Origin of the sequence: Aureimonas sp. AU40, from assembly GCF_001463785.1 — a bacterium.
Taxonomy (GTDB): domain Bacteria; phylum Pseudomonadota; class Alphaproteobacteria; order Rhizobiales; family Rhizobiaceae; genus Aureimonas.
In genome coordinates this window covers 55,859-75,163 of record NZ_BBWL01000001.1, presented here as the reverse complement: position 1 = coordinate 75,163, position 19,305 = coordinate 55,859, and the positions used below count along the sequence as shown (strand labels likewise).

18 protein-coding genes are annotated in these 19,305 nt (G+C 66.7%); 8 read left to right on the top strand and 10 right to left on the bottom strand.

Annotation, left to right across the window (positions count from 1 at the left end; all coding sequences use genetic code 11):
* Positions 1-87 precede the first annotated feature (87 nt).
* The gene (gene dapE / locus AUL32_RS00365; protein WP_062110993.1) at positions 88-1,293 is read left to right on the top strand and encodes a succinyl-diaminopimelate desuccinylase; all 1,206 of its coding nucleotides are present in this window, start codon (positions 88-90) and stop codon (positions 1,291-1,293) included.
* Between the two features lie 4 nt (positions 1,294-1,297).
* The gene (locus AUL32_RS00360; protein WP_061973965.1) at positions 1,298-1,888 is read left to right on the top strand and encodes a hypothetical protein; all 591 of its coding nucleotides are present in this window, start codon (positions 1,298-1,300) and stop codon (positions 1,886-1,888) included.
* On the opposite strand, the gene truA is transcribed toward AUL32_RS00360, so the two are convergent.
* The 3 genes from truA to def form a co-directional block, all read right to left on the bottom strand.
* Positions 1,835-2,680: a tRNA pseudouridine(38-40) synthase TruA gene (gene truA / locus AUL32_RS00355; RefSeq protein WP_062110934.1), complete on the bottom strand. Its 846-nt coding sequence runs from the start codon at positions 2,678-2,680 to the stop codon at positions 1,835-1,837. The two genes, AUL32_RS00360 and truA, sit on opposite strands and share 54 nt — an antisense overlap.
* A 3-nt stretch (positions 2,681-2,683) precedes the next feature.
* Positions 2,684-3,625 carry a methionyl-tRNA formyltransferase gene (fmt, locus tag AUL32_RS00350; RefSeq protein ID WP_062110933.1) on the bottom strand — a complete coding sequence of 314 codons (942 nt, stop codon included), beginning with the start codon at positions 3,623-3,625 and terminating at the stop codon, positions 2,684-2,686.
* A gap of 79 nt (positions 3,626-3,704) precedes the next feature.
* Positions 3,705-4,217 (bottom strand): peptide deformylase, encoded by a 513-nt coding sequence (gene def / locus AUL32_RS00345; RefSeq protein ID WP_062110932.1) that lies wholly within the window; start codon positions 4,215-4,217, stop codon positions 3,705-3,707.
* Positions 4,218-4,316: 99 nt separating this feature from the next.
* Between def and AUL32_RS00340 the strand changes: the two genes are divergently transcribed.
* The 4 genes from AUL32_RS00340 (at position 4,317) to AUL32_RS00325 (ending at position 9,995) form a co-directional block, all read left to right on the top strand.
* Positions 4,317-5,447, top strand: a complete 1,131-nt coding sequence (locus AUL32_RS00340; RefSeq protein WP_062110931.1) for a DNA recombination protein RmuC — start codon at positions 4,317-4,319, stop codon at positions 5,445-5,447.
* Between the two features lie 175 nt (positions 5,448-5,622).
* Complete coding sequence (locus AUL32_RS00335) at positions 5,623-7,101, top strand: serine protease (protein ID WP_062110930.1); 1,479 nt, start codon at positions 5,623-5,625, stop codon at positions 7,099-7,101.
* A gap of 196 nt (positions 7,102-7,297) precedes the next feature.
* Positions 7,298-7,741, top strand: a complete 444-nt coding sequence (locus AUL32_RS00330; protein WP_062110992.1) for a glyoxalase superfamily protein — start codon at positions 7,298-7,300, stop codon at positions 7,739-7,741.
* 226 nt (positions 7,742-7,967) lie between these two features.
* On the top strand, positions 7,968-9,995 hold the full coding sequence (locus AUL32_RS00325; protein ID WP_062110929.1) for a PhoX family protein: 2,028 nt from the start codon (positions 7,968-7,970) through the stop codon (positions 9,993-9,995).
* 153 nt (positions 9,996-10,148) lie between these two features.
* Here the strand turns inward: AUL32_RS00325 and AUL32_RS24355 are convergent, their stop codons facing one another.
* From AUL32_RS24355 to AUL32_RS00305, 4 genes are all read right to left on the bottom strand, one after another.
* Positions 10,149-11,633, bottom strand: coding sequence for an AlbA family DNA-binding domain-containing protein (locus AUL32_RS24355; protein WP_156421263.1), 1,485 nt, complete (start codon positions 11,631-11,633; stop codon positions 10,149-10,151).
* Between the two features lie 75 nt (positions 11,634-11,708).
* The gene (locus AUL32_RS00315; RefSeq protein WP_062110927.1) at positions 11,709-12,617 is read right to left on the bottom strand and encodes a cation diffusion facilitator family transporter; all 909 of its coding nucleotides are present in this window, start codon (positions 12,615-12,617) and stop codon (positions 11,709-11,711) included.
* A 95-nt stretch (positions 12,618-12,712) separates the two neighbouring features.
* Complete coding sequence (locus AUL32_RS00310) at positions 12,713-13,948, bottom strand: lytic murein transglycosylase (RefSeq protein ID WP_082659040.1); 1,236 nt, start codon at positions 13,946-13,948, stop codon at positions 12,713-12,715.
* Positions 13,949-14,031: 83 nt separating this feature from the next.
* A complete protein-coding gene (locus AUL32_RS00305) occupies positions 14,032-14,571 on the bottom strand; it encodes a TetR/AcrR family transcriptional regulator (RefSeq protein WP_062110926.1) in 540 nt (179 codons plus the stop codon).
* 61 nt (positions 14,572-14,632) lie between these two features.
* On the opposite strand from AUL32_RS00305, the gene AUL32_RS00300 reads away from it, so the two are divergent.
* Positions 14,633-15,112 carry a monooxygenase family protein gene (locus AUL32_RS00300; protein ID WP_062110925.1) on the top strand — a complete coding sequence of 160 codons (480 nt, stop codon included), beginning with the start codon at positions 14,633-14,635 and terminating at the stop codon, positions 15,110-15,112.
* On the opposite strand, the gene recR is transcribed toward AUL32_RS00300, so the two are convergent.
* The 3 genes from recR to AUL32_RS00285 form a co-directional block, all read right to left on the bottom strand.
* On the bottom strand, positions 15,109-15,714 hold the full coding sequence (recR, locus tag AUL32_RS00295; RefSeq protein WP_061973941.1) for a recombination mediator RecR: 606 nt from the start codon (positions 15,712-15,714) through the stop codon (positions 15,109-15,111). The two genes, AUL32_RS00300 and recR, sit on opposite strands and share 4 nt — an antisense overlap.
* An 85-nt stretch (positions 15,715-15,799) precedes the next feature.
* Positions 15,800-16,123 carry a YbaB/EbfC family nucleoid-associated protein gene (locus AUL32_RS00290; protein WP_062110924.1) on the bottom strand — a complete coding sequence of 108 codons (324 nt, stop codon included), beginning with the start codon at positions 16,121-16,123 and terminating at the stop codon, positions 15,800-15,802.
* A gap of 52 nt (positions 16,124-16,175) precedes the next feature.
* Positions 16,176-18,191: a DNA polymerase III subunit gamma/tau gene (locus AUL32_RS00285; protein WP_062110923.1), complete on the bottom strand. Its 2,016-nt coding sequence runs from the start codon at positions 18,189-18,191 to the stop codon at positions 16,176-16,178.
* 312 nt (positions 18,192-18,503) lie between these two features.
* Here AUL32_RS00285 and AUL32_RS00280 point away from each other — a divergent pair, with 312 nt between their 5' ends.
* Positions 18,504-19,106: a methyltransferase family protein gene (locus AUL32_RS00280; RefSeq protein WP_062110922.1), complete on the top strand. Its 603-nt coding sequence runs from the start codon at positions 18,504-18,506 to the stop codon at positions 19,104-19,106.
* The last annotated feature ends 199 nt before the right edge of the window (positions 19,107-19,305 follow it).

Below are 19,305 nucleotides of genomic sequence, written 5' to 3'. Positions count from 1 at the left end.
CAAAAAGCACCAGTCCCAAAAAACGACAAATCCAGCCTGTGGACAAGTTCGGTGGCGAAGCGGCGCGTCGCGCGCTATCACGAAGGCATGGACACGCTGCCCCTCGCCCCCTCGCTCGACCCCGCCGACATCCTCGCCCGGCTGATCCGCTGCGCCTCCGTGACGCCCGCCGACGCGGGCGCTCTGGAGCTGGTGGAATCCCTCCTGAAGCCATTGGGATTCCACGCGGAACGCCCGATCTTCGAGGAACCGGGAACACCCGCGATCGAGAACCTTCTGGCGACGCTTGGGCAGGCCGGACCGCACCTGTGCTTTGCCGGCCACACGGACGTCGTGCCCCCCGGATCAGAGGCCGATTGGTCGCTTCCGCCTTTTTCGGGCGAGGTGAAAAATGGCGAACTTTATGGCCGGGGCGCTGTGGATATGAAGGGCGGAATCGCCTGTTTCCTCGCCGCTCTCGCCCGACTCGAATCAAAAGGCGCCCTTCCACCCGGGAGAATCTCCCTTCTCGTCACCGGCGACGAGGAGGGGCCGGCGATCAACGGCACGGTGAAGCTCCTCGATTATGCCGAGGCGCGGGGCCACCGCTTCGACGCCTGCCTGCTGGGCGAGCCGACCAACCCGGCGGCGCTCGGCGACATGATCAAGATCGGTCGGCGCGGCTCGCTCACGGGCGTCGTCACGCTTCTCGGGCGGCAGGGCCATGTCGCCTATCCCCATCTCGCCGACAATCCGACGCGGCGCCTCGCGCCCGTGCTTGCAACCCTTCTGGACACGCCGCTCGACGCCGGCACGGAGCGATTCCAGCCGTCCAATCTCGAAGTCACCACGGTCGATACGGGCAATCCGGCGAGCAACGTCATTCCGGCGCGCGTCGAGCTTCGCTTCAACATCCGCTTCAACGACCGCTGGACGCCGGACTCGCTGCGGGCCGAAGTGCTGCGGCGGATCGAAGCGGGGCTCGCGGCCTCGGGCGCAGAGGGCAAGGCGGCGGACCTCTACGAGGTGATTTGGCGCACCCCGGTGTCGGACGTGTTCGTCACCTCGCCCGGGCCGCTGGTGGAGGCGCTTTCGGCCTCGGTCGAGGCGGTGACGGGCCGGGTGCCTGAACTCTCTACCTCAGGCGGCACGTCGGACGCCCGTTTCATCAAGAACCATTGCCCGGTGGTGGAATTCGGGCTTGTCGGCCGTACGATGCATATGGCCAATGAACGCGTGGCTCTTTCCGACCTCGAAACGTTGACGGCTATCTATGAGACCTTCGTCACCCGCTGGTTCGCCGCCCAGTCCTGATTTCATGCCGAGTCTGGCCGAGATCGTGCGCTACTTCACGGGAGCCGCGCGACTCATGGCCGGGCGGCGCGACGGGCTGGCCCTTCTCGATCTCAGCGCCGACGGGTTCTGGCGCTCCTTCGCCGCGCTCGTCGTCGCCCTGCCGCCGACCGTGCTGGCCTGGCTGGAATACGAGACGGTGGAGCGCCCGCCCTTTTCGCCCCATCCGGGGCGGCTGGCGATCTACGGCGCCCATGCGCTGGCGGATGTGACCGCCTGGCTCCTGCCGATCCTGCTTCTGGCCTCGTTCGCGCGCCCGCTCGGCTTCTCGCGCAAGATGGTGCCGCTGGTGGTGGCGACGAACTGGGGCGGGGCGCTCCTGGCCTGGATCTTCTCGCCCTTCTTCGTCCTCCTGCTTCTCGCGGGGTCGAGCGACGTGACGGCGCTGATCGGCCTCTTCGTGGCGATCGCCTCGATCGTGCTCACCGTGCGGCTCGTCGCCAACGCGACGGTGACGGAACTGCCGCTCTCGGTCGCCATCGTCACGATGATGGTCTTCGTCTCACTCCTCTCCTACGCCGCCGTCTCCGATCTCTTCGGCGTCACCCTCGCCTGAGGGCGGAGCGCTGGGTGTCTCGAGTGCGGCACTCGAAAGATCGAGTGCGGCATAGTCCACCCGCGTGAGGTAGAGCCCGTCCGGCGGGGCGACCGGGCCGCAGCGCTTACGGTCGCGGGACTCCAGCGCGGCCACGAGATCGGCCTCGCTCCAGCGATGCTCGCCGACGAGCTTCAGCGAGCCGGCGAAGGAGCGGATCTGATTGTGCAGGAAGGACTGCGCCGAGGCGTGAATATGCACCTCCTCGCCGGGCCCCTGCACCACGTCCAGCCGCTCCAACGTGCGCACAGGGCTCTTGGCCTGGCAGTTCACCGAGCGGAACGTGTTGAAGTCGTGCGTGCCGAGCAGGCGCTTGGCGGCGCGGTCCATGGCCTCGACATCCAGCCGCTTCCAGCACCACCAGACCTGCCCCTTGAGGATGCTCGGGGGCGGGCGGCGGTTCAGGATGCGGTAGAGATAATGCCGCTTGCGGGCGGAGAAGCGCGCATCGAACGTCTCCGGCACCAGCTCGGCCGAAAGGATGGCGACGCCGCCTTCCTCGCGCAGCCGCGCGTTCAGCGCGTCGCGCACCGTGTCGGTTCGCCAGAGCTTGGGGATATCGACATGGGCGACCTGGCCCGTGGCGTGGACGCCGGCGTCGGTGCGCCCAGCGCCGAACAGCGTCACGTCCTCGCCGCAAAAGGCCTGGAGCGCGATCTCGATCGTCTCCTGAACCGACATGCCGTTCTTCTGCCGCTGCCAGCCGCAATAGGCCGTGCCGTCATATTCGATGGTCAGCTTGTAGCGGGGCATGACCTATCCCAGCCGCGTGCCGGCGGGAACGCTCGCGCCGCGCAGGAAAAGTTCCGCCGGCCCCGCCTTGCCGCCGGCCCGCTGCACGTCGAGAAGGCGCACCGCCCCCTCCCCCGTCGCCACGAGAAGCCGGTCGTCCAGTGCCGTGCCGGGCGCGCCCGAGCCCTCGGCGCTTTCCGCGCGCAGGAGTTTCAGCCGCTCGCCGGCGAGCGTGGTCCAGGCGCCGGGAAACGGCGAAAAGGCGTTGATGCGCCGAGCGATCTCGCCGGAGCCGCGCGTCCAGTCGATTTCAGCCTCGCTCTTCTCGATCTTGCGGGCGTAAAGCACCTCGCGCCCGGTGCGCACGGCGATCTCGTCCTGCGGCTCGAAGCGAAGCGTTCCCGCCTCCAGCGCGTCGAGCGCGCGCACCATCAGCGCGGCGGAGGAGAGGGACAGCCGGTCGTGCAGCTCGCCCGCCGTTTCCCGCGCGCCGATGGTGAGCGTGTCGGTGAGCGCCACCGGGCCGGTGTCGAGGCCGGCTTCCATGCGCATCACCATCATGCCGGTCTCGGCATCGCCCGCCTCGATCGCGCGCTGAATGGGGGCCGCGCCCCGCCAGCGCGGCAGAAGCGAGCCATGGCCATTCAAGGCGCCAAGGCGCGGGGCGTCCAAGATCGCGGGCGGCAGGAGAAGTCCGTAGGCCACCACCACCGCGACATCCGCCCGGAGAGCGGCGAAGGCGGCTTGCTCCTCCGCGCCTTTCAGCGAGGCGGGTGTGCGCACCTCGATGCCCAGCCGCTCGGCCTCCAGCGCAATGGGCGAGGGCGTCGGCGCGAGGCCCCGCCGGCCCGCCGGGCGCGGCGGCTGCGAGTAGACGGCGGGGATGTCGTGCCCGCCCTCGGCCAGCGCGCGCAGCGTCGGCACCGAGAAGGCCGGCGTGCCCATGAAGACGACGCGAAGCGTCATGATCTCGCCCTTTCGGGGTCTGCGGCGGTGGAAAGCCTCGAGCGAACCGTTCGGCAAGCGGCAGCTGCGCCGGGCCGTCTCAAAGCGGCTTCTTGGCGGCCTTGGTGAACTTGCGGATCACCATGTCCCGCTTGAGCTTGGAAATATGGTCGATGAAGAGGACCCCGTTGAGGTGGTCTAACTCGTGCTGGAGGCAGGTGGCGAGCAGCCCGTCCGCCTCGATTTCCTTCGTCTCGCCCGACAGATCGAGATAGCGAACGCGCACCGTCGCGGGGCGCTCGACCTCGGCATAGTAGTCGGGGATCGAGAGGCAGCCTTCCTCGTAGACCGAGCGCTCGTCCGAGGAGGCGAGGATCTCCGGGTTGAGGAAGACCTGCGGCGCCTTCTCCTCGTCTTCCTTGGCGAGGTCGATCACCAGCATGCGCAGCGGCTCGCCCACCTGAATGGCGGCAAGGCCGATGCCCGGCGCGTCGTACATGGTTTCCAGCATGTCGTCGGCGAAACGGCGCACGCCATCATCGATGCGGGCCACCGGTTCGGACACGCGACGAAGGATCGGATCGGGCAGGATGACAAGGGGCTTGACGGTCATGCGCGTCAGGTAAACGCAGGCGCGAGAACGGTCAACCGACCCGGCGATGTTCCTGTTTTGATCTGGTGGCCTTGGAGCGAATCGGATAGGCTCGCCGTCATGAGCTTCGTGCAGATCGCCAGCCTTCTCGACAGTCCGCTTTTCGCGCTCGGCCAGCGGCCGGTAAGCGTCGGCGAAGTGCTGCTCGCCCTGGCCGCGCTGATCTTTCTCTGGCGCCTCGTTCGGCGTCTCGGCGGCGCGGACGAGGCGCCCGGCGAGGGCGCCGAGGCCATTCTACGGGCGCAGGCCGAGCTGGCGGGGCGGCTTCATTCCATGGGCGAGATGCTGGGCGCGCGGCAGGCCGAGCTGGCCCACACTGTGGCCGAGCGGCTGGACGGGATGGGCCACCGGGTCGGGCGCACATTGGCCGAGGCGCAGATGCAGACCGGCGAGACCCTGTCGCGCCTGTCGGAGCGGCTGGCAGTGATCGACCGGGCGCAGGGCGAAATCCGAGGGTTGGCCGGCGAGGTCGTGCGGTTGCAGGACATTCTCGCCAACAAGCAGGCGCGCGGCGCCTTCGGGCAGGCGCGGATGGAGGCGATCGTCATGGATTCGCTGCCGCGCGGCAGCTATTCCTTCCAGGCGACGCTCTCCAACGGCAAGCGGCCGGACTGCGTGATCCCCATGCCGAACGGCGCGCCGGGGCTGGTGATCGACGCGAAGTTTCCGCTGGAATCCTGGAACGCCTTTCGCGAGGCCCCGAGCGACGAGGCGCGCGACGCCGCCGCCACGCGCCTGCGCCGCGATATGGACGTTCACATCAAGGCGGTGTCGGAGAAGTATCTCCTGCCGGGCGAGACGCAGGACACGGCCTTCCTCTTCGTTCCCTCCGAATCGGTCTTCGCCGAGCTCAACGAGCATTTCGAGGACATCATCCGCCGCGCCCACCGGGTCCGCGTGGTGATCGTCTCCCCCTCGCTCCTGATGCTCTCGATCGAGGTGGTGAAAGCGCTGTTGAAGGACCAGAGAATGCGCCAGGAAGCCGGCCGCATTCAGAAGGAAGTCATGCTTCTGGCGGAAGATCTGCAACGACTCGACGCCCGCGTCGCCGCGCTCAAGACCCACTTCCACCAGACCGGTCGGGATGTCGACCAGATCCTGGTCTCGACGGAGAAGCTGGTGCGGCGGGGCGAGCGGATCGCCGGGCTGGAACTGGAACCGAGCGAGCCCGAACGGTTCGCTCCAAACTGAGAGGCGACCGAAACGGGCGTTCGGCGGGATCGATTCAAATCGACGAATTTTCGAGACGAATCAGAAACCTCGCCGAAAATTCCGACAGTCAATTCTTGACAATCTGCTAACGTGGCGGGATCGAAAACGGCTTCGCCGCGTTTTCCACAAGATTGGGAATTCGGGGACACACGCCATGCGCGGGATGTTGAAGGCAGTTCTGGCAGGTCTCGTGCTGTGCGCGTCGCCGGTGGCGCTTCCGATGGCCGTTTCTCCCGCCTTCGCCAGCACCGATCTCGCCTCGGCCTACAACGACAACACCGATGCCGCCTTCCGCATCGGCCTCCAGACGCGCCTCGCCTGGACGGGCGATTATGTCGGCACGTTCGACGGCCGCGTCGGACCTCAGACATTGCGCGCGATCCGCGACTTTCAAGCCCGCAACGGCTTTTCCGCCGATGGCGTGATGACCGACGCCTTCCTCAAGAAGGTGATCGCGGAAAGCGACAAGGCGCGCGACGCGCTGGGCTTCCATCTGGTGCGCGACGACCGCACCGGCGTGCGCTTCGGCCTGCCCGGCGCGCTCGTCTCGCCCGCCGGTGAGACCGAGGTCGGCTCGATCTGGCGCTCGGCCGACAGCGGCGTGGAGATCGAGACCGTTCGCTTCCACGACGAAGGCTATTCGCTGGAAGGCGTCTTCAACGTCCTGTCCACGCAAGCCGAGAACAAGACCGTTTCCTCCTCGTCGCTGGCCGGCGACGCCTTCACGATTCGCGGCCAGGAAGACGGGCGCTCCTTCCTGATCCGCTTTTCAGGCCGAGACGGCGATCTGCGCGGCTTCTCCGTCGCGTGGGATAAGGCGCATGACGGCGACGTGAAACCCTACACCGTGGTCGCCGAGAACACGTTCGACCCCTTCTCCGGCGAGCCCCGCGCCAACGATATCGGCCCCATGGCCAAGCTGTTCCGCTCGGGCCGCGCCGAGGGCGTCGCCTTCGGCGAGCACGAGCCGGCGCCGCAGCCGCAGGGTCCGGCGCTGGCCGCCCCCGGTTTCGACTCCTCGGGCACCGGCTTCGTCGTGTCCAAGGACGGCTGGCTCCTGACCAACGCCCATGTCGCCAAGAGCTGCAAGACCGTTCTGGTCGGCGATCTCGGCGCCGCGAGCCAGGTGATCGTGGATGAAGACCACGATCTCGCGCTGGTGAAGGTAGATGCCGCGCTCGGCCAGCCGCTGCCGATCGTCTCCAGCAAGCCGCGCCTGGGCGAGGACATTCTGGCGCTCGGCTTCCCGCTGCGCTCGATCCTGGCCGACAGCCTCAACGTGACGCGTGGCAACATTTCCTCGCTCATGGGCCTGATGAACGACGCGAACTACCTGCAGATTTCGGCGCCCGTGCAGCCCGGCAATTCGGGCGGCCCGCTGATCGACCTCGCCGGCCGGGTCGTCGGCGTCGTCACCGCCAAGCTGAACGCGGTGGCCGTGGCCGATCTGACGGGCGACATTCCGCAGTCCATCAACTTCGCCATCCGTCCGGACGCGGCCGCTCGCTTCCTGACCCAGCACCATGTCGCCTTTGAGACGGCTGACGCCAAGGCGGCGCTGGAAAGCGTGCCGGACGCGACGGCTAAGGTGCAGGAGTCGATCTATCCTGTCCTCTGCCTCGGGACGAAGTGAGCGCCCGCTACCCAACACTCCGATTTCGCTGTATAAGGACGGCTGCGGGCTGAGAGCCCCGGCCGTTCGCAGGCGTTTCGGCGCCCTGGTGAAGCTCTCTTCGATCTCGGCTTATCGGTCATTCCTGTTCAGGCATGTCGCGAGCGGCAACGCGGACTCCCCTCGCCTCGAAGACATGCCGAGAGTGGAGACCGCCATGACATATCCCACGCCCCTTCCAGCGCTCGAAGGCCTGAAGGATCAGGCCAAGCGCCTGCGCGCCGCGCTGTCGCGCGGTGGCGAAAGCCTGACCCATTCGCGGGCCCTCGAACTCGTCGCCGCGCAATATGGCTATCGCGACTGGAACACGCTTCATGCCCGCGTCGGCAATCGCGGCGCGTTCGACCCCTACCGGCTCGGGGCGCGCGTGCGCGGCTTCTATCTCGGCCAGCCCTTCGAGGCATCCATCCTCGGCGTCGAGGCGCTGCCCGGCGAGGCCGATCGGTTCCGCCTCGTTCTGCGCTTCGACCAGCCGGTGGACGTCGTGACCTTCGAGAGCTTTTCCGCCTTCCGCCAGCGCGTCTCATGCCGGGTCGACCGGAACGGTCGCACGTTGGAGAAGACCTCCGACGGGCGCCCGCATGTCGAGTTGCTCTGGTAACTTTTCTTTTCTCCCGTCCGCCGACCTCAAGGCTGGCGGACGGGGTTCAAGCCGCAGCCGAGCGCGAGGAAAACGATCACGCCCGATCGCTTTCGCATCACCTTTTCCTGAGTTGACGCGGCGGCGCGGGGCTTTGCTAAGCCTCGCGTGCTTTGTGTCATGGGCCTGTTATCTCGGCCTCCTAGGGCGCGCTGGAACCGTTCCAGACTAGCGCGAAGGACCCGAGATGACCGAGCACGCCCTACCCCGCCACGCCGCCTTTCCCACTAGCCGGCTCGAGGATGCCGAAGGCGAGGGCCTGAACCCCACCGCAAACCGCACGATGGGCGAGATCATCACCGCCCGATTCTCGCGGCGCGACCTGCTGCGCGGCGCGCTGGCCACCACCGCCATCGCGGCGACGCTCGGCCCGGTGGCGCTCATGAGCGCTGGCGACGCCAAGGCCGAAGGCCCGGCTTCGCGCTTCGACTTCACCGAGGTCGAGGCCGGCGTGGACGAGACGCATCACGTCGCCAGCGGCTACGACGCCGACGTGCTTCTGCGCTGGGGCGACCCGCTCTTTGCCGACTCGCCTGCCTTCAACCCGCGCAACCAGACGCCGGAAGCCCAGGCCCGCCAGTTCGGCTACAACAACGATTATGTCGGCTTCATTCCGCTGAACGGCTCGTCCGAGCACGGGCTGCTGGTTGTGAACCACGAATACACGAACGAGCATCTGATGTTCCCCGGCATCGTCAGCTTGAGCGAGAAGGCGGACGAGAAGAACCCGGAAAAGAAAATCCCCATTCTCGCCATCAAAGACGCCGACCGGACGCGCGTCGACATCGAGATGGCCGCCCATGGCGGCACGGTGGTCGAGATTCGCAAAGTGGAGGGCAAGTGGCAGGTGGTGCGGGACGGCGCGCTCAACCGCCGCATCACCGCCGGAACCGAGATGGAACTGACCGGCCCCGCCGCCGGCCACCTCCGCCTCCAGACCGCAGCCGACCCGAGCGGGCGCCGCGTCTTCGGCACGATCAACAATTGCGCCGGCGGCGTCACGCCCTGGGGCACCTACATCATGGCCGAGGAGAACATCCACGGCTACTTCACCGGTAAGCTGCCGGAAGGCCACCGCGAGGCCGCCAACTACAAGCGCATGGGCATTCCCGAGGGCACCTATCAGTGGGGCCGCTTTCACGAGCGCTTCGACGTGTCCAAGGCGCCCAACGAGCCGAACCGCTTCGGCTGGGTGGTCGAGGTCGACGTGATGGACCCGAACTCGGTGCCGAAGAAGCGCACCGCGCTCGGCCGCTTCAAGCACGAGGGCGCCGAGTCCATCGTTTCGAAGGATGGTCGGGTCGTCTTCTATCTCGGCGACGACGAGCGCTTCGACTATGTCTACAAGTTCGTGACCAAGGATCGCTTCGTCGAGGGCGACCGCGCCGCCAACATGCGCCTTCTCGACGAGGGCACGCTCTTCGTCGCCAAGTTCGGCGAGGACGGCACGATGGAATGGCTGCCGCTGGTCCACGGGCAGGGCAAGCTGACCGCCGAGAACGGCTTCAAAACCCAGGCCGACGTGTTGATCGAAACGCGCCGCGCCGCCGATCTTCTCGGCGCGACGCCCATGGACCGGCCGGAGGACGTGGAGCCGAACGCCACGAACGGCCGTGTCTACGTCATGCTGACCAACAACACGCGTCGCAAGGAAGAGCAGGTCGACGCCGCCAACCCGCGCGCCAAGAACGCCTTCGGCCACATCATCGAGATCCACGAGGAGGGCGGCGACTTCGCCGCCACCAAGGGCCGCTGGGAAGTGCTCTTGAAATGCGGCGATCCCAGCGTCGCCGAGGTCGGCGCGACCTTCTCCTCGGAGACCACGAAGAACGGCTGGTTCGGCATGCCCGACAATTGCTCGGTCGACACGGAGGGCCGGCTCTGGGTCTCCACCGACGGCAACTCGCCCAAGGGCACCGGCCGCACGGACGGGCTCTGGGCGGTGGAAACGGAAGGCGCCGCGCGCGGCACCTCGAAGCTCTTCTTCCGCGTGCCGGTGGGCGCGGAAATGTGCGGCCCCCTGCTCCTGCCCGACATGCAGACCGCCTTCGTCGCCGTGCAGCATCCCGGCGACGGCGGCGAGGATTGGGAAGGCTTCGGCCGCCTGTCCTATTACGAGGACCTCTCCACCCGCTGGCCCGACTTCCACCCCGACATGCCGACCCGCCCCTCAGTGGTCGCCATCACCCGCCAAGGCGGCGGGCGCATCGCCTGAGATCGGCGGCATCCGACAAGAGGCCCCCGGAGCGATCCGGGGGCTTTTCTACTGATGCTGACTGATCCTGAGTCCAAATGGCTTTAGATCAATATGATATTCAGTGTTAACTCATGGCCCCGATCATGCAGTATTCATAGGATCGACGACTACCTATCGATAAAGTATTTCGTCCAACCTACACGCGGCCCGGTAAATAGCACTACGCACCGCTGACCCCGCAGAAGTCTTATCAAGCATTTCAAGCACTACTGATTTCATCGAGACAGCCGCTTGGAATCCATCCGGCAAACCCATAATAGCTTTAGAAAGTGCCATATTCTCTGTACTAGAACCGGCCGCCATCACTTCTCCAGCCACCAACCGCTTCAAAATCACGCTTGGCCTCCCAGGATGCACCTTGTAAGCAGCTTGAATGTTGCGAAGCCGGTGGACGACGTTATCCCGACTTGAAGGATGTGTTGCCACTAATGATCGCAAATCTTCCACCAAAGCATCTGTCGCCAGTCCTGCACCTTTCACATAATACCATAGAGGCAACCATCCGCGCTGACAGTGAGCCTGAGCGTATATATATTGCAAAGCGTCAGCAACTTTCTCACCACTGAGGAAATTGCGAATTACGGAGTCTGGCGTTACCGAGTCACGTATGATCCGTGCTTTCTCTCGGGCTTCCTTATCGATTGGTTGAACGTCGCCTACGAGCCGGAGAGCAGGCGCACCTCTGACCTCGCTAAAATCGCCTTCTCGAATAAATTGGAGTTGCGGTAACAAAGTCTGGTCGATGACAAAGGCACCGGTATTACCTTGTACTTGGCCACTCTCTAGATCAAGCGTTGCTTGGGTGCCGGTAGCAACTCCTACCATCCGGCGTGAGAAATCAGCGACAGCACGCTGCTCTCGCATAGCAATAATCTGCCTCAACTCACCCGGTTTAATCGTTCGAGTTTCACCAACATAGCGAAAGTAGACACACCCCTCCTTTACGTCCTGCCCCATCATTTTCAATGCTATTACTGGAGCACTTGCATGAGGCTCGACCGTGAGAATGCCAACGGCCTTACCACCTACCATCACTGACGACTTGGTGACGTGGGGGATCGGATCGAGAGCACCAGCTAAAATGCGATTTATCATCGCGGGGTCTATCTTCTCGAACTCGTCATCGGTCAATCCTTCGACGGCAAGTGTTCTATCCACCACACCGAATAGGATGATTCCACCTTTATTGTTAGCCATTCCTGCAATCGCCTTAACCACTTCGGCGAAGCGCTGTTCTGGGGCTATGCGAAAGCTACGTTTACATTCCACACGATCGGTCTCACCACCCTTTAACCTCCAACCATTAGCACCGTCATTCTCAAATAATTCGATTAAACTTTGTTCTGAAGACATCGGCGCTTTCGGCGACGCTCCTGATCGCTGCCAGAATTCCGTTAGGAAGCGGTCCAACGCTACGTCATCAGCAGAGGCAATCGCCCCGCCGTATTTTCCGCTCTTGATCTGCGCTATTCGTCCGGGACTGATCAATCGGTCTTGGCGATTGAAATGAAAATGGGCTGCATCGTTTCGCATGCCTCGCTTGAGCATTGCTTTAATAAGCCCAATTTCTTCATCTGTGATATTACGTTTGCTCACCGATGCCTCCACACATCAACCGATGGTTGAAGGTGATGACCAGAAAATGCAAGAATCTCTTGTTGGTCTAGCCAATCAAACCGCCCATTTCTCGTCGCCCGTAAACGCCACGGTCAGCCAGCGGTCCGGCCCGGCGCCGCCGATCGCCGCGCCGACCTCCTCGCGCACCGCGTCGAAGGCGTCGATCGTGCCGAACATCCGGTCCCTGGGGACGACGAAATGGATCTCCACCATGCGCGAACGTCCGGCCTTGGAGACATAGGTGTGGGCGCGCAGGAAACCGTAGCGCTGGACTGTCTCGTCCGCCACGCGCCGCGCCAGGGCGTCGAGATCGGCCGGGGCCAGCAGCAGGATGTCGTGCACGGCCTGCACCACCGTCCGCAGCGGCACGGGAATGAGGCAGAGCGTCAGGACGGCGAGGATCGCCGGATCGACATAGGGGGTCCAATGCGCATAGGCCGTGCCCTCCAGCGCGAAGGCGACGATGAAAGCGCCAAGCAGGGCGGCGGTGATCGCGGCGGACATGGTCCAGCCCTTCACGTCCAGCGCGATGAAGGAGGAGCCGATCACGCGGTTGGCGCGCCGCCCATAAAGCGCCATGACGACGCAGACCACGACCACGAAGAAGCTGTAGACGATGGCCCAGCCGAATTCGAGCGCCCGGCCGCCGTCGAGGATCGTGCCCACCGCGTTGACGAAGGCGTAGAAGGACAGGAGCGACAGGAGCCCGCCGTTGAAGGCGAGCACCATAGGCTCGAAATGCCAGAAGCCCATCTGGAAGCGCCGGCTGGTGTCGCGCGCGATGAGCTGCGTGACGAGCAGCGCCATGCCGGTCATCGACGCGTCCACCACGGAGAAGACGCCGTCGAAGGCGATGGACAGCGAGCCCGAGAGAATGCCGAAGACGACGCCCGTCGCCCCGACGAGCAGCGTCATCGCGATGGATCGCTTCAGGACGGTGCTTTCCTTGGGCGCGGCGGGCATGGATCTCGGGCTCCTTTCTGGCGTTGCCAAGGAGCTAGGGCAGCGGGGTTAAAGAAGCAGGCTTAGCCGCGACCGCTTTTCCAGCCGAAGACGCGTCAGCCGAGCCGCTTGGCGAGGGCCGGCGTCGGCCAGCAGGTGGCGGGCAGGCCAAGCTTTTCCTCCGCCTGGCCGATGGAGCGGCGTGTCTTGAAGCCGGCGAGCCCGTCCGTGCCGCCGACATCGTAGCCCGCGCGCTGAAGACGCTCCTGCAGGCGCGAGACGTCGCCGCGCGTCAGGCCGGACGCGCCCGGCCAGCGTCCGGCAAAGGCGCCGTTGCCGGCGATCCGGTCGGCGACATGGCCGATGAACAGGGCGTAGAGGTCGGAATTGTTGTATTCCTTGATGACGTAGAAATTGGGCGTCGCGACGAAGCCCGGCCCGGCGCGGCCCGCCGGCATCAGGAGATGGCCGGGGCGCGCAAGCTCCGCTGCTGGGAAGGGGCGCCCGGCGGCGCGCGCGACGCCGGCCTTGGCGAAATCCACGATCGGGCGCGGCCGGTCCGGCCCCTCGCCGGTGCAGGAAACGCCGGCGGGGAAGCTCGCCTCGTAGCCCCAGGGCCGGCCCCGCTGCCAGCCGCTCTTCTGGAGATAATGGGCGATGGAGGCCAGCGTGTCGGGCACCGAGCGCCAGATGTCGGGGCGGCCGTCGCCGTCCTCGTCCACCGCCAGGGCGCGGAACTTGGACGGCATGAACTGCGGCTGGCCGAGCGCGCCCGCCCAGGAGGACTTCATGTCGGCGACGGTAAGATGCCCTTCCTGGACGATCTGCAGCGCGGCGATCAGCTCGGCTCGGAACATATCCTTGCGGCGCGAGAGATAGGCCTTGGTGCTCAGCACCTCGAAGGCGTTGTAGGGAATCTTCGCCGCGCCATAACCGGACTCGCGGCCCCAGACGGCGAGCACGATCGGCCCCGGCACGCCCGTTTCGGCCTCGATGCGCTTGAGGAGCGCGGCATGGGTCTGGAGCAAGGCCCGGCCCTTCTGCACCACGCCGGCGATCTTCTCCTCATTGAAATAGCCGGCGGGGCTCTGGAACTCGGCCTGCCGGTTCACCTCCTCCACCTTCGGCTTCTCGCCGGGCAATTGCAGGTCGGGCAGGGTGAGATTGGGCTTCACGCCGCGAAAGGCGGCGTCGAAGACCGGCCGCGAGACGCCGCCCGCCCGCGCTTCCGGCCAGATGTCCGTGTCGAGGAAGCGGCGAAAACCGGCTTCGATCTCCGGCTTGGAGGCGGCCACCGCCGGGCTCGCAAGGGCCGCGAAAGCGACGAGGAGGGTCGCAAGGCGCTTCATCATGTCCGAAAATCCCCCGAGGCAAGTCCCACTCCTGCCGGAAGGCTCCTTGTGCCAAGCTTGCGCCGATCTCGTGGCGGCCGGGTTCACGCCTTCGCGAGCCGATCCGCCAGCAGGCGCAGCACGCTTGCGGGCTCGCCTCCCCCTCCCCCGCCCGGCGGCCCCTGCCGACCCAGCGCCAGCACCGCTAGCCCATGCACCAGGGCCCAGCAGGCGAGAACGGCGTCGGGATCGTCTGTCAGCGTCGCGACGCGGGCGGCGAGCACGCCATAGGCCGTCTCGCCGCTTGGGCTCGGCGTGTCGCAGGCGCCCGAGAACATCAGGCGAAACAGCGCCGGATGCGATTGCGCGAATAGGTAATAGGCAAGCCCCTGCGCCACCACGGCCGCGCTGCCCTCCGCCTCCGCGTCGGCTTCGAGAAGGGCGGCGCGAAGTTGCTCGAAGCCATGGCCGGCGACGGCCCCCATCAGCGCGGCCTTGTCCGTGAAATGCCGATAGGGCGCCATGGCCGAGACGCCGGCCTCGCGTGCCAGCGCGCGCAGGCTGACATCGCCCTCGCCGCGCTCCAGCGCCTGGACCGCCACCGCGATCAGCCTCTCGCGTAAAGATCCGTCTTCGGCCGCCATGCCTGTTTACACCGTACACATTCCGCATTACGTTTACGATGTAAACAGCGAGGACATCGTCATGCAAGCCAAACCGCATCGCCAGACGGTGGACCTATCGGCCCATCCCGATCTCGTTCTCGTGCTTCTGGGGTTTCAGGTGCGGGGCTGGCGCGGGGTGCCGGCACTGATGCGCATCGGGCGCGGGCTGAGAAGCCTGCGCGACCAGCCGCCGGAAGGTCTGCTCTGGGACCAGCAGTTCCTTTACGGCTGGAACCATGTCGGCATTCGCCAATATTGGCGCGACCCCGACAGTCTGGAGCGCTTCACGCGCGCAGCGCCGCATTCGCTCTGGTGGCGCGATTTCTCGCGCGACGCGCAGACGTGCGGCTTCTGGCACGAGGCCTATCACGCCAAAGGCGGGGTCGAGGGGATCTACGTCAATCTGGATCGCCCCGGCGGCCTTGCCGGCTTCGCGCCCGAACGCGCCCCGACCGGCCCTTTCATGACCGGCGGCGATCGGCTGCGCGCCGACGCCGAGGCGCGGCGGGCAGCCGGCTAGATCTTCGTTCGCGAGCGCATGGCGGCCGAGAGCGTGCCCTCGTCGAGATAGTCGAGCTCGCCGCCGACGGGGACGCCATGGGCGAGGCGCGTCACCGAGACCTCGAACCCGTCGAGCTGGTCGATGATGTAATGGGCCGTGGTCTGGCCCTCGACGGTGGCGTTCACCGCAATCACGATCTCCGAGATGCCGCCCTCGGCGACGCGCTCCACCAGGCGGCGGATGGTGAGATCGTCCGGCCCGACGCCCTCCAGCGGCGACAGGACGCCGCCGAGCACGTGGTAGCTGGCGTTCAGCGCCTTGGCACGCTCCAGCGCCCAAAGGTCCGACACGTCCTCCACCACCACCACGGTGGAGCGGTCGCGAGCGGGGTCGGTGCAGATCGTGCAAGGGTCGCGCGAGTCGATATTGCCGCAATTGGAACAGATCTTCACCTCCTCGGCCGCTTCCGCCATGGCGGCGCCGAGCGGGCGGAGCAATTGCTCGCGCCGTTTGACGAGGTGCAGCGCGGCGCGGCGCGCCGAGCGGGGGCCGAGGCCGGGAAGCTTGGCGAGAAGCTGGATCAGCCGCTCGATCTCCGGACCGGCGATGGACTTGGCCATGCGGACGTCTGCTTTCGGGAAGGGGTCGTCGAAACAGGGGGCGGGCGGCCGCGCGGGGCCGCCCGGGAAGGCCTTGAGCGAAGGACTAGAAGGGCAGCTTCAGGCCGGGGGGCAGCGGCAGTCCGGCGGTGAGGGCCTGCGTCTTTTCCTGAATCAGGGCGTCGAGCTTGCGCTTGGCGTCGGCATGGGCGGCGACGATCAGGTCTTCCAGAATGTCCTTCTCGTCGCCCTTGAGCAGAGAGGGGTCGAGGTTCAGCGACTCCAGCTCGCCCGAGCCTTTCAGCGTCACCGACACGACGCCGCCGCCGGCTTGGCCCGTGGCGCTCGCCTCGGCGATCTCGGCCTGCAGATTGCCCATCTTCTCCTGCATGGCCTTGGCCTGCTTCATCATGCCCATGAGATCTTTCATGCCGGGCTGCGCTCCTTGGCTGGGGTTGGTCGCCGGTGTCCGGCGGTCTCGGTCAGTCGTCGTCTTCGGCTTCGCTCGGATCGAGCGAAGCGTCGAACTCCATGTCGTCATCCGCCCCGCCCATGCCAAGGTCGGGCTCGCCGACATCGTACTGCTCGGGCAGACCGTCATCGGCGAGGAAAGCCTCCGTGGGCTCCGCAGGTTCCGGCGCGACTTCCGGCTCGGGCTCGCCGCGCAGGCGCACCTCAAGCACCTTGGCGCCCGGCATGGCGGCCAGGATCGCCGCGACATCCGGGTCGGCCTCGGCCTCGCGGATCAGCGCCGCGCGCCGCGCGGCCTCGATCTCCTCCAGCGTCTCGCCGCCGCCCGGCGCCACGCTGATCGACCAGCGCACCCCGGTCCAGTCGAAGAGCCGCTTCTGCAGATCGGCCGCGAGCGTCACCGGCGCGCCGTCGGCCGGGCAGAATTCCAGCCGCCCCGGCTCGATGCGCACGAGGCGCAGATAGCGCCGGATGCGCGCCTTCATCAGCGAATCGCGCTTCTCGGTGGCGAGCTTTTCCAGATCGCGCAGGGAGGCCGGCATGGCCTCGGGCGCCACCAGCTCCGCCGCGCCGAAGCGGGCGGGCTGCGCGTCCGGCGCGGGCGCGGCCATGCGCGCGGCCAGCGACTGGCCCCCGCCGGGAATGGTGCGCAGCTGCATGACGGGCGCGGGGGCGCCCGGCCCCTCCCCGCCCGAGAGCGAAGAAGCGCGGGCATCGGCCGTGCCGCCGCCATTCGGCGGCCCGGCATTGGGCGAGCCGCCGTTCGGCCCCCCATTATTGGAACGCGCCCCCGCACCGGCAGAACCGACCGAAGCGCCGATGCGGGCAAGCTGGTCGCCGCCTTCGCGCAGAAGCTTCAGGAGCTCGTCCGGCGAGGGCAGGTCGGCGGCGTGAGCGATGCGAATCAGCGCCATCTCGGCGGCCTGGCGCGGCGAGGCGGCGGCGCGCGCCTCCTCGATCGCCTTGAGCAGCATCTGCCAGACTTCCGACAGGGTGCGCACGGAGAGGCGCGCGGCGAAGTCGCGCCCGCGCTCCACCTCGTCGGGCGAAAGCGAGGCGTCACCCGCCGTTTCCGGCACGAAGCGCAGCGAGGTGACGAGATGGGTGAAGTCGGCGAGATCCGTCAGCACCACGACCGGATCGGCTCCGGCCTGATATTGCTCGGAAAACTCGCGCAGCGCGGCCGCGCCGTCGCCCTTCATCAGAAGTTCGAACAGATCCACGACGCGGGCGCGGTCGGCAAGGCCCAGCATGTCGCGCACGGTGGCGGCCGAGACATGGCCGGCGCCATGGGCGATGGCCTGATCGGTAAGCGACAGCGCGTCGCGCACCGAGCCTTCCGAGGCGCGGGCGATCAGCCGCAGCGCGGGCTCCTCGGCCTCCACCTTCTCGGCCCCGAGCACGCGATTGAGATGCGCCATCATCGTGGCGGGGTCGACGCGGCGCAGGTCGAAGCGCTGGCAGCGCGACAGGACGGTGATGGGGACCTTGCGGATCTCGGTCGTGGCGAAGACGAACTTCACATGCTCGGGCGGCTCTTCCAGCGTCTTCAGCAGGCCGTTGAAGGCCTGCGTCGAGAGCATGTGCACCTCGTCGATGATATAGACCTTGTAGCGCGCCGAAACCGGGCGGTAGCGCACCTGGGCGATGATCTCGCGAATGTCGTCGATGCCGGTGTGGGAGGCGGCGTCCATCTCCACCACGTCGACATGCCGGCCTTCCATGATGGCCTGATCGTGCACGCCCGGCTCGATCATGTGGATGGTCGGCTGGTGGACCGTCGCGGTCTCGTAGTTCAGGGCGCGGGCCAGGATGCGGGCCGTCGTGGTCTTGCCGACGCCGCGCACGCCCGTCAGCATCCAGGCCTGGGCGATGCGGTTCGCCTCGAAGGCGTTGGTCAGCGTGCGCACCATCGGCTCCTGGCCGATCAGGTCGTCGAAGGAGCGCGGCCGGTACTTGCGCGCAAGCACGCGATAGGAGCCCGTGGAGCGTCCCGTCTCACCCTGGTCGTGCGTGCTCTCAGCCATGCCGTCTCGTCTAGATGCGCCTTGCGCCCGGACACTAAAGGAACGGGCGTCGATTGGAACCCGCCCCGGGCCGTCCCGAGCGGCTTTTGGCCGGATGCGGGCCGATCAGCAAGCGGGCTTTCGGAAAGCCCGGCGCTCGAAGAGCCCGGCGCTCGGAAAGCGAAGCCGGCAAATCCGGGGATGGTGCGGCACCGCGCCGCAAAGTCGCCGCCTTCCGCTCGGACTGGAGGAGGAACGAATACGATCGCCCATTGCCCCCTGCCGCCCCCCCTTTGCCGCCCGTTGCGCCGGCACCCAGAAGAGGCCCGCTCCATGACCCTGTCCCGGTTCCAGAAGCTTCGCCGCCTCATGCTGGCGCTGGGGCTGGCGGCAAGCCTCGCGCCGCTTCTCTTCATCCGGCCGGTCTGGGACGAGGCGAATCACTTCACGATCGAGATGGCCGGCGCGGCGCTGATCGCGATCGGCATTCTCGGCCGGCTCTGGTGCACGCTCTATATCGGCGGGCGCAAGGCGCGCGAGATCGTCGATGTCGGCCCCTACTCCATGTCGCGCAATCCGCTCTACGTCTTTTCCGCGATCGCGGCGGCCGGCATGGGGGCGCAGACCGGCAGCCTCCTCATGGCGCTCGCCTTCGCGCTTCTGACGTGGCTCGCCTTTTCCGTGGTGATCCGGCGCGAGGAGCAGCATCTCGCGGCGCTGTTCGGCGCGCCCTATCTCGCCTATTGCGCGCGCGTGCCGCGCTTCCTACCCGACCCCCGCCTGTTTCGAGACGACAACACGCTGACCGTGACGCCGCACCGGCTTTATCGCACGCTCGGAGACGGCCTGTTCTTCTTCGCCGCCATTCCCGCCTTCGAGACGATCGAGCACCTGCAGCAGTCCGGCGTCATCGACGCGGCGCTCTACGTCTACTAGACCTCAGGACAGGACATGCGGGCGAGGCGTTTCGCCCGTTCGCGAGGCGTGAGGCTTGAGCGATGCCGGCAGTGCGGCTCGGCATTCGCGACGATGTGAGCGGGGAAAGGACCCCAGCCGGCTTCGTCCCGGGCTCCGAAACGCGCAAGCCGAAAAGCCCCGCCCCGGTCGAGGCTTGGCGCAGCGCTGAAAAAGGGCG

Excerpts from the sequence above, each read along its gene's own strand:
- AUL32_RS00305 (WP_062110926.1), bottom strand. The coding sequence starts at position 14,571 with ATGGCGGCCGAAGACGGATCTTTACGCGAGAGGCTGATCGCGGTGGCG.
- AUL32_RS00290 (WP_062110924.1), bottom strand. The coding sequence starts at position 16,123 with ATGAAAGATCTCATGGGCATGATGAAGCAGGCCAAGGCCATGCAGGAG.
- AUL32_RS00360 (WP_061973965.1), top strand. The coding sequence starts at position 1,298 with ATGCCGAGTCTGGCCGAGATCGTGCGCTACTTCACGGGAGCCGCGCGA.
- AUL32_RS00340 (WP_062110931.1), top strand. The coding sequence starts at position 4,317 with ATGAGCTTCGTGCAGATCGCCAGCCTTCTCGACAGTCCGCTTTTCGCG.
- AUL32_RS00330 (WP_062110992.1), top strand. The coding sequence starts at position 7,298 with ATGACATATCCCACGCCCCTTCCAGCGCTCGAAGGCCTGAAGGATCAG.
- AUL32_RS00315 (WP_062110927.1), bottom strand. The coding sequence starts at position 12,617 with ATGCCCGCCGCGCCCAAGGAAAGCACCGTCCTGAAGCGATCCATCGCG.
- AUL32_RS00310 (WP_082659040.1), bottom strand. The coding sequence starts at position 13,948 with ATGATGAAGCGCCTTGCGACCCTCCTCGTCGCTTTCGCGGCCCTTGCG.
- def (WP_062110932.1), bottom strand. The coding sequence starts at position 4,217 with ATGACCGTCAAGCCCCTTGTCATCCTGCCCGATCCGATCCTTCGTCGC.
- truA (WP_062110934.1), bottom strand. The coding sequence starts at position 2,680 with ATGCCCCGCTACAAGCTGACCATCGAATATGACGGCACGGCCTATTGC.
- recR (WP_061973941.1), bottom strand. The coding sequence starts at position 15,714 with ATGGCCAAGTCCATCGCCGGTCCGGAGATCGAGCGGCTGATCCAGCTT.
- AUL32_RS00335 (WP_062110930.1), top strand. The coding sequence starts at position 5,623 with ATGCGCGGGATGTTGAAGGCAGTTCTGGCAGGTCTCGTGCTGTGCGCG.
- AUL32_RS00300 (WP_062110925.1), top strand. The coding sequence starts at position 14,633 with ATGCAAGCCAAACCGCATCGCCAGACGGTGGACCTATCGGCCCATCCC.
- AUL32_RS00325 (WP_062110929.1), top strand. The coding sequence starts at position 7,968 with ATGACCGAGCACGCCCTACCCCGCCACGCCGCCTTTCCCACTAGCCGG.
- fmt (WP_062110933.1), bottom strand. The coding sequence starts at position 3,625 with ATGACGCTTCGCGTCGTCTTCATGGGCACGCCGGCCTTCTCGGTGCCG.
- AUL32_RS00280 (WP_062110922.1), top strand. The coding sequence starts at position 18,504 with ATGACCCTGTCCCGGTTCCAGAAGCTTCGCCGCCTCATGCTGGCGCTG.
- dapE (WP_062110993.1), top strand. The coding sequence starts at position 88 with ATGGACACGCTGCCCCTCGCCCCCTCGCTCGACCCCGCCGACATCCTC.
- AUL32_RS00285 (WP_062110923.1), bottom strand. The coding sequence starts at position 18,191 with ATGGCTGAGAGCACGCACGACCAGGGTGAGACGGGACGCTCCACGGGC.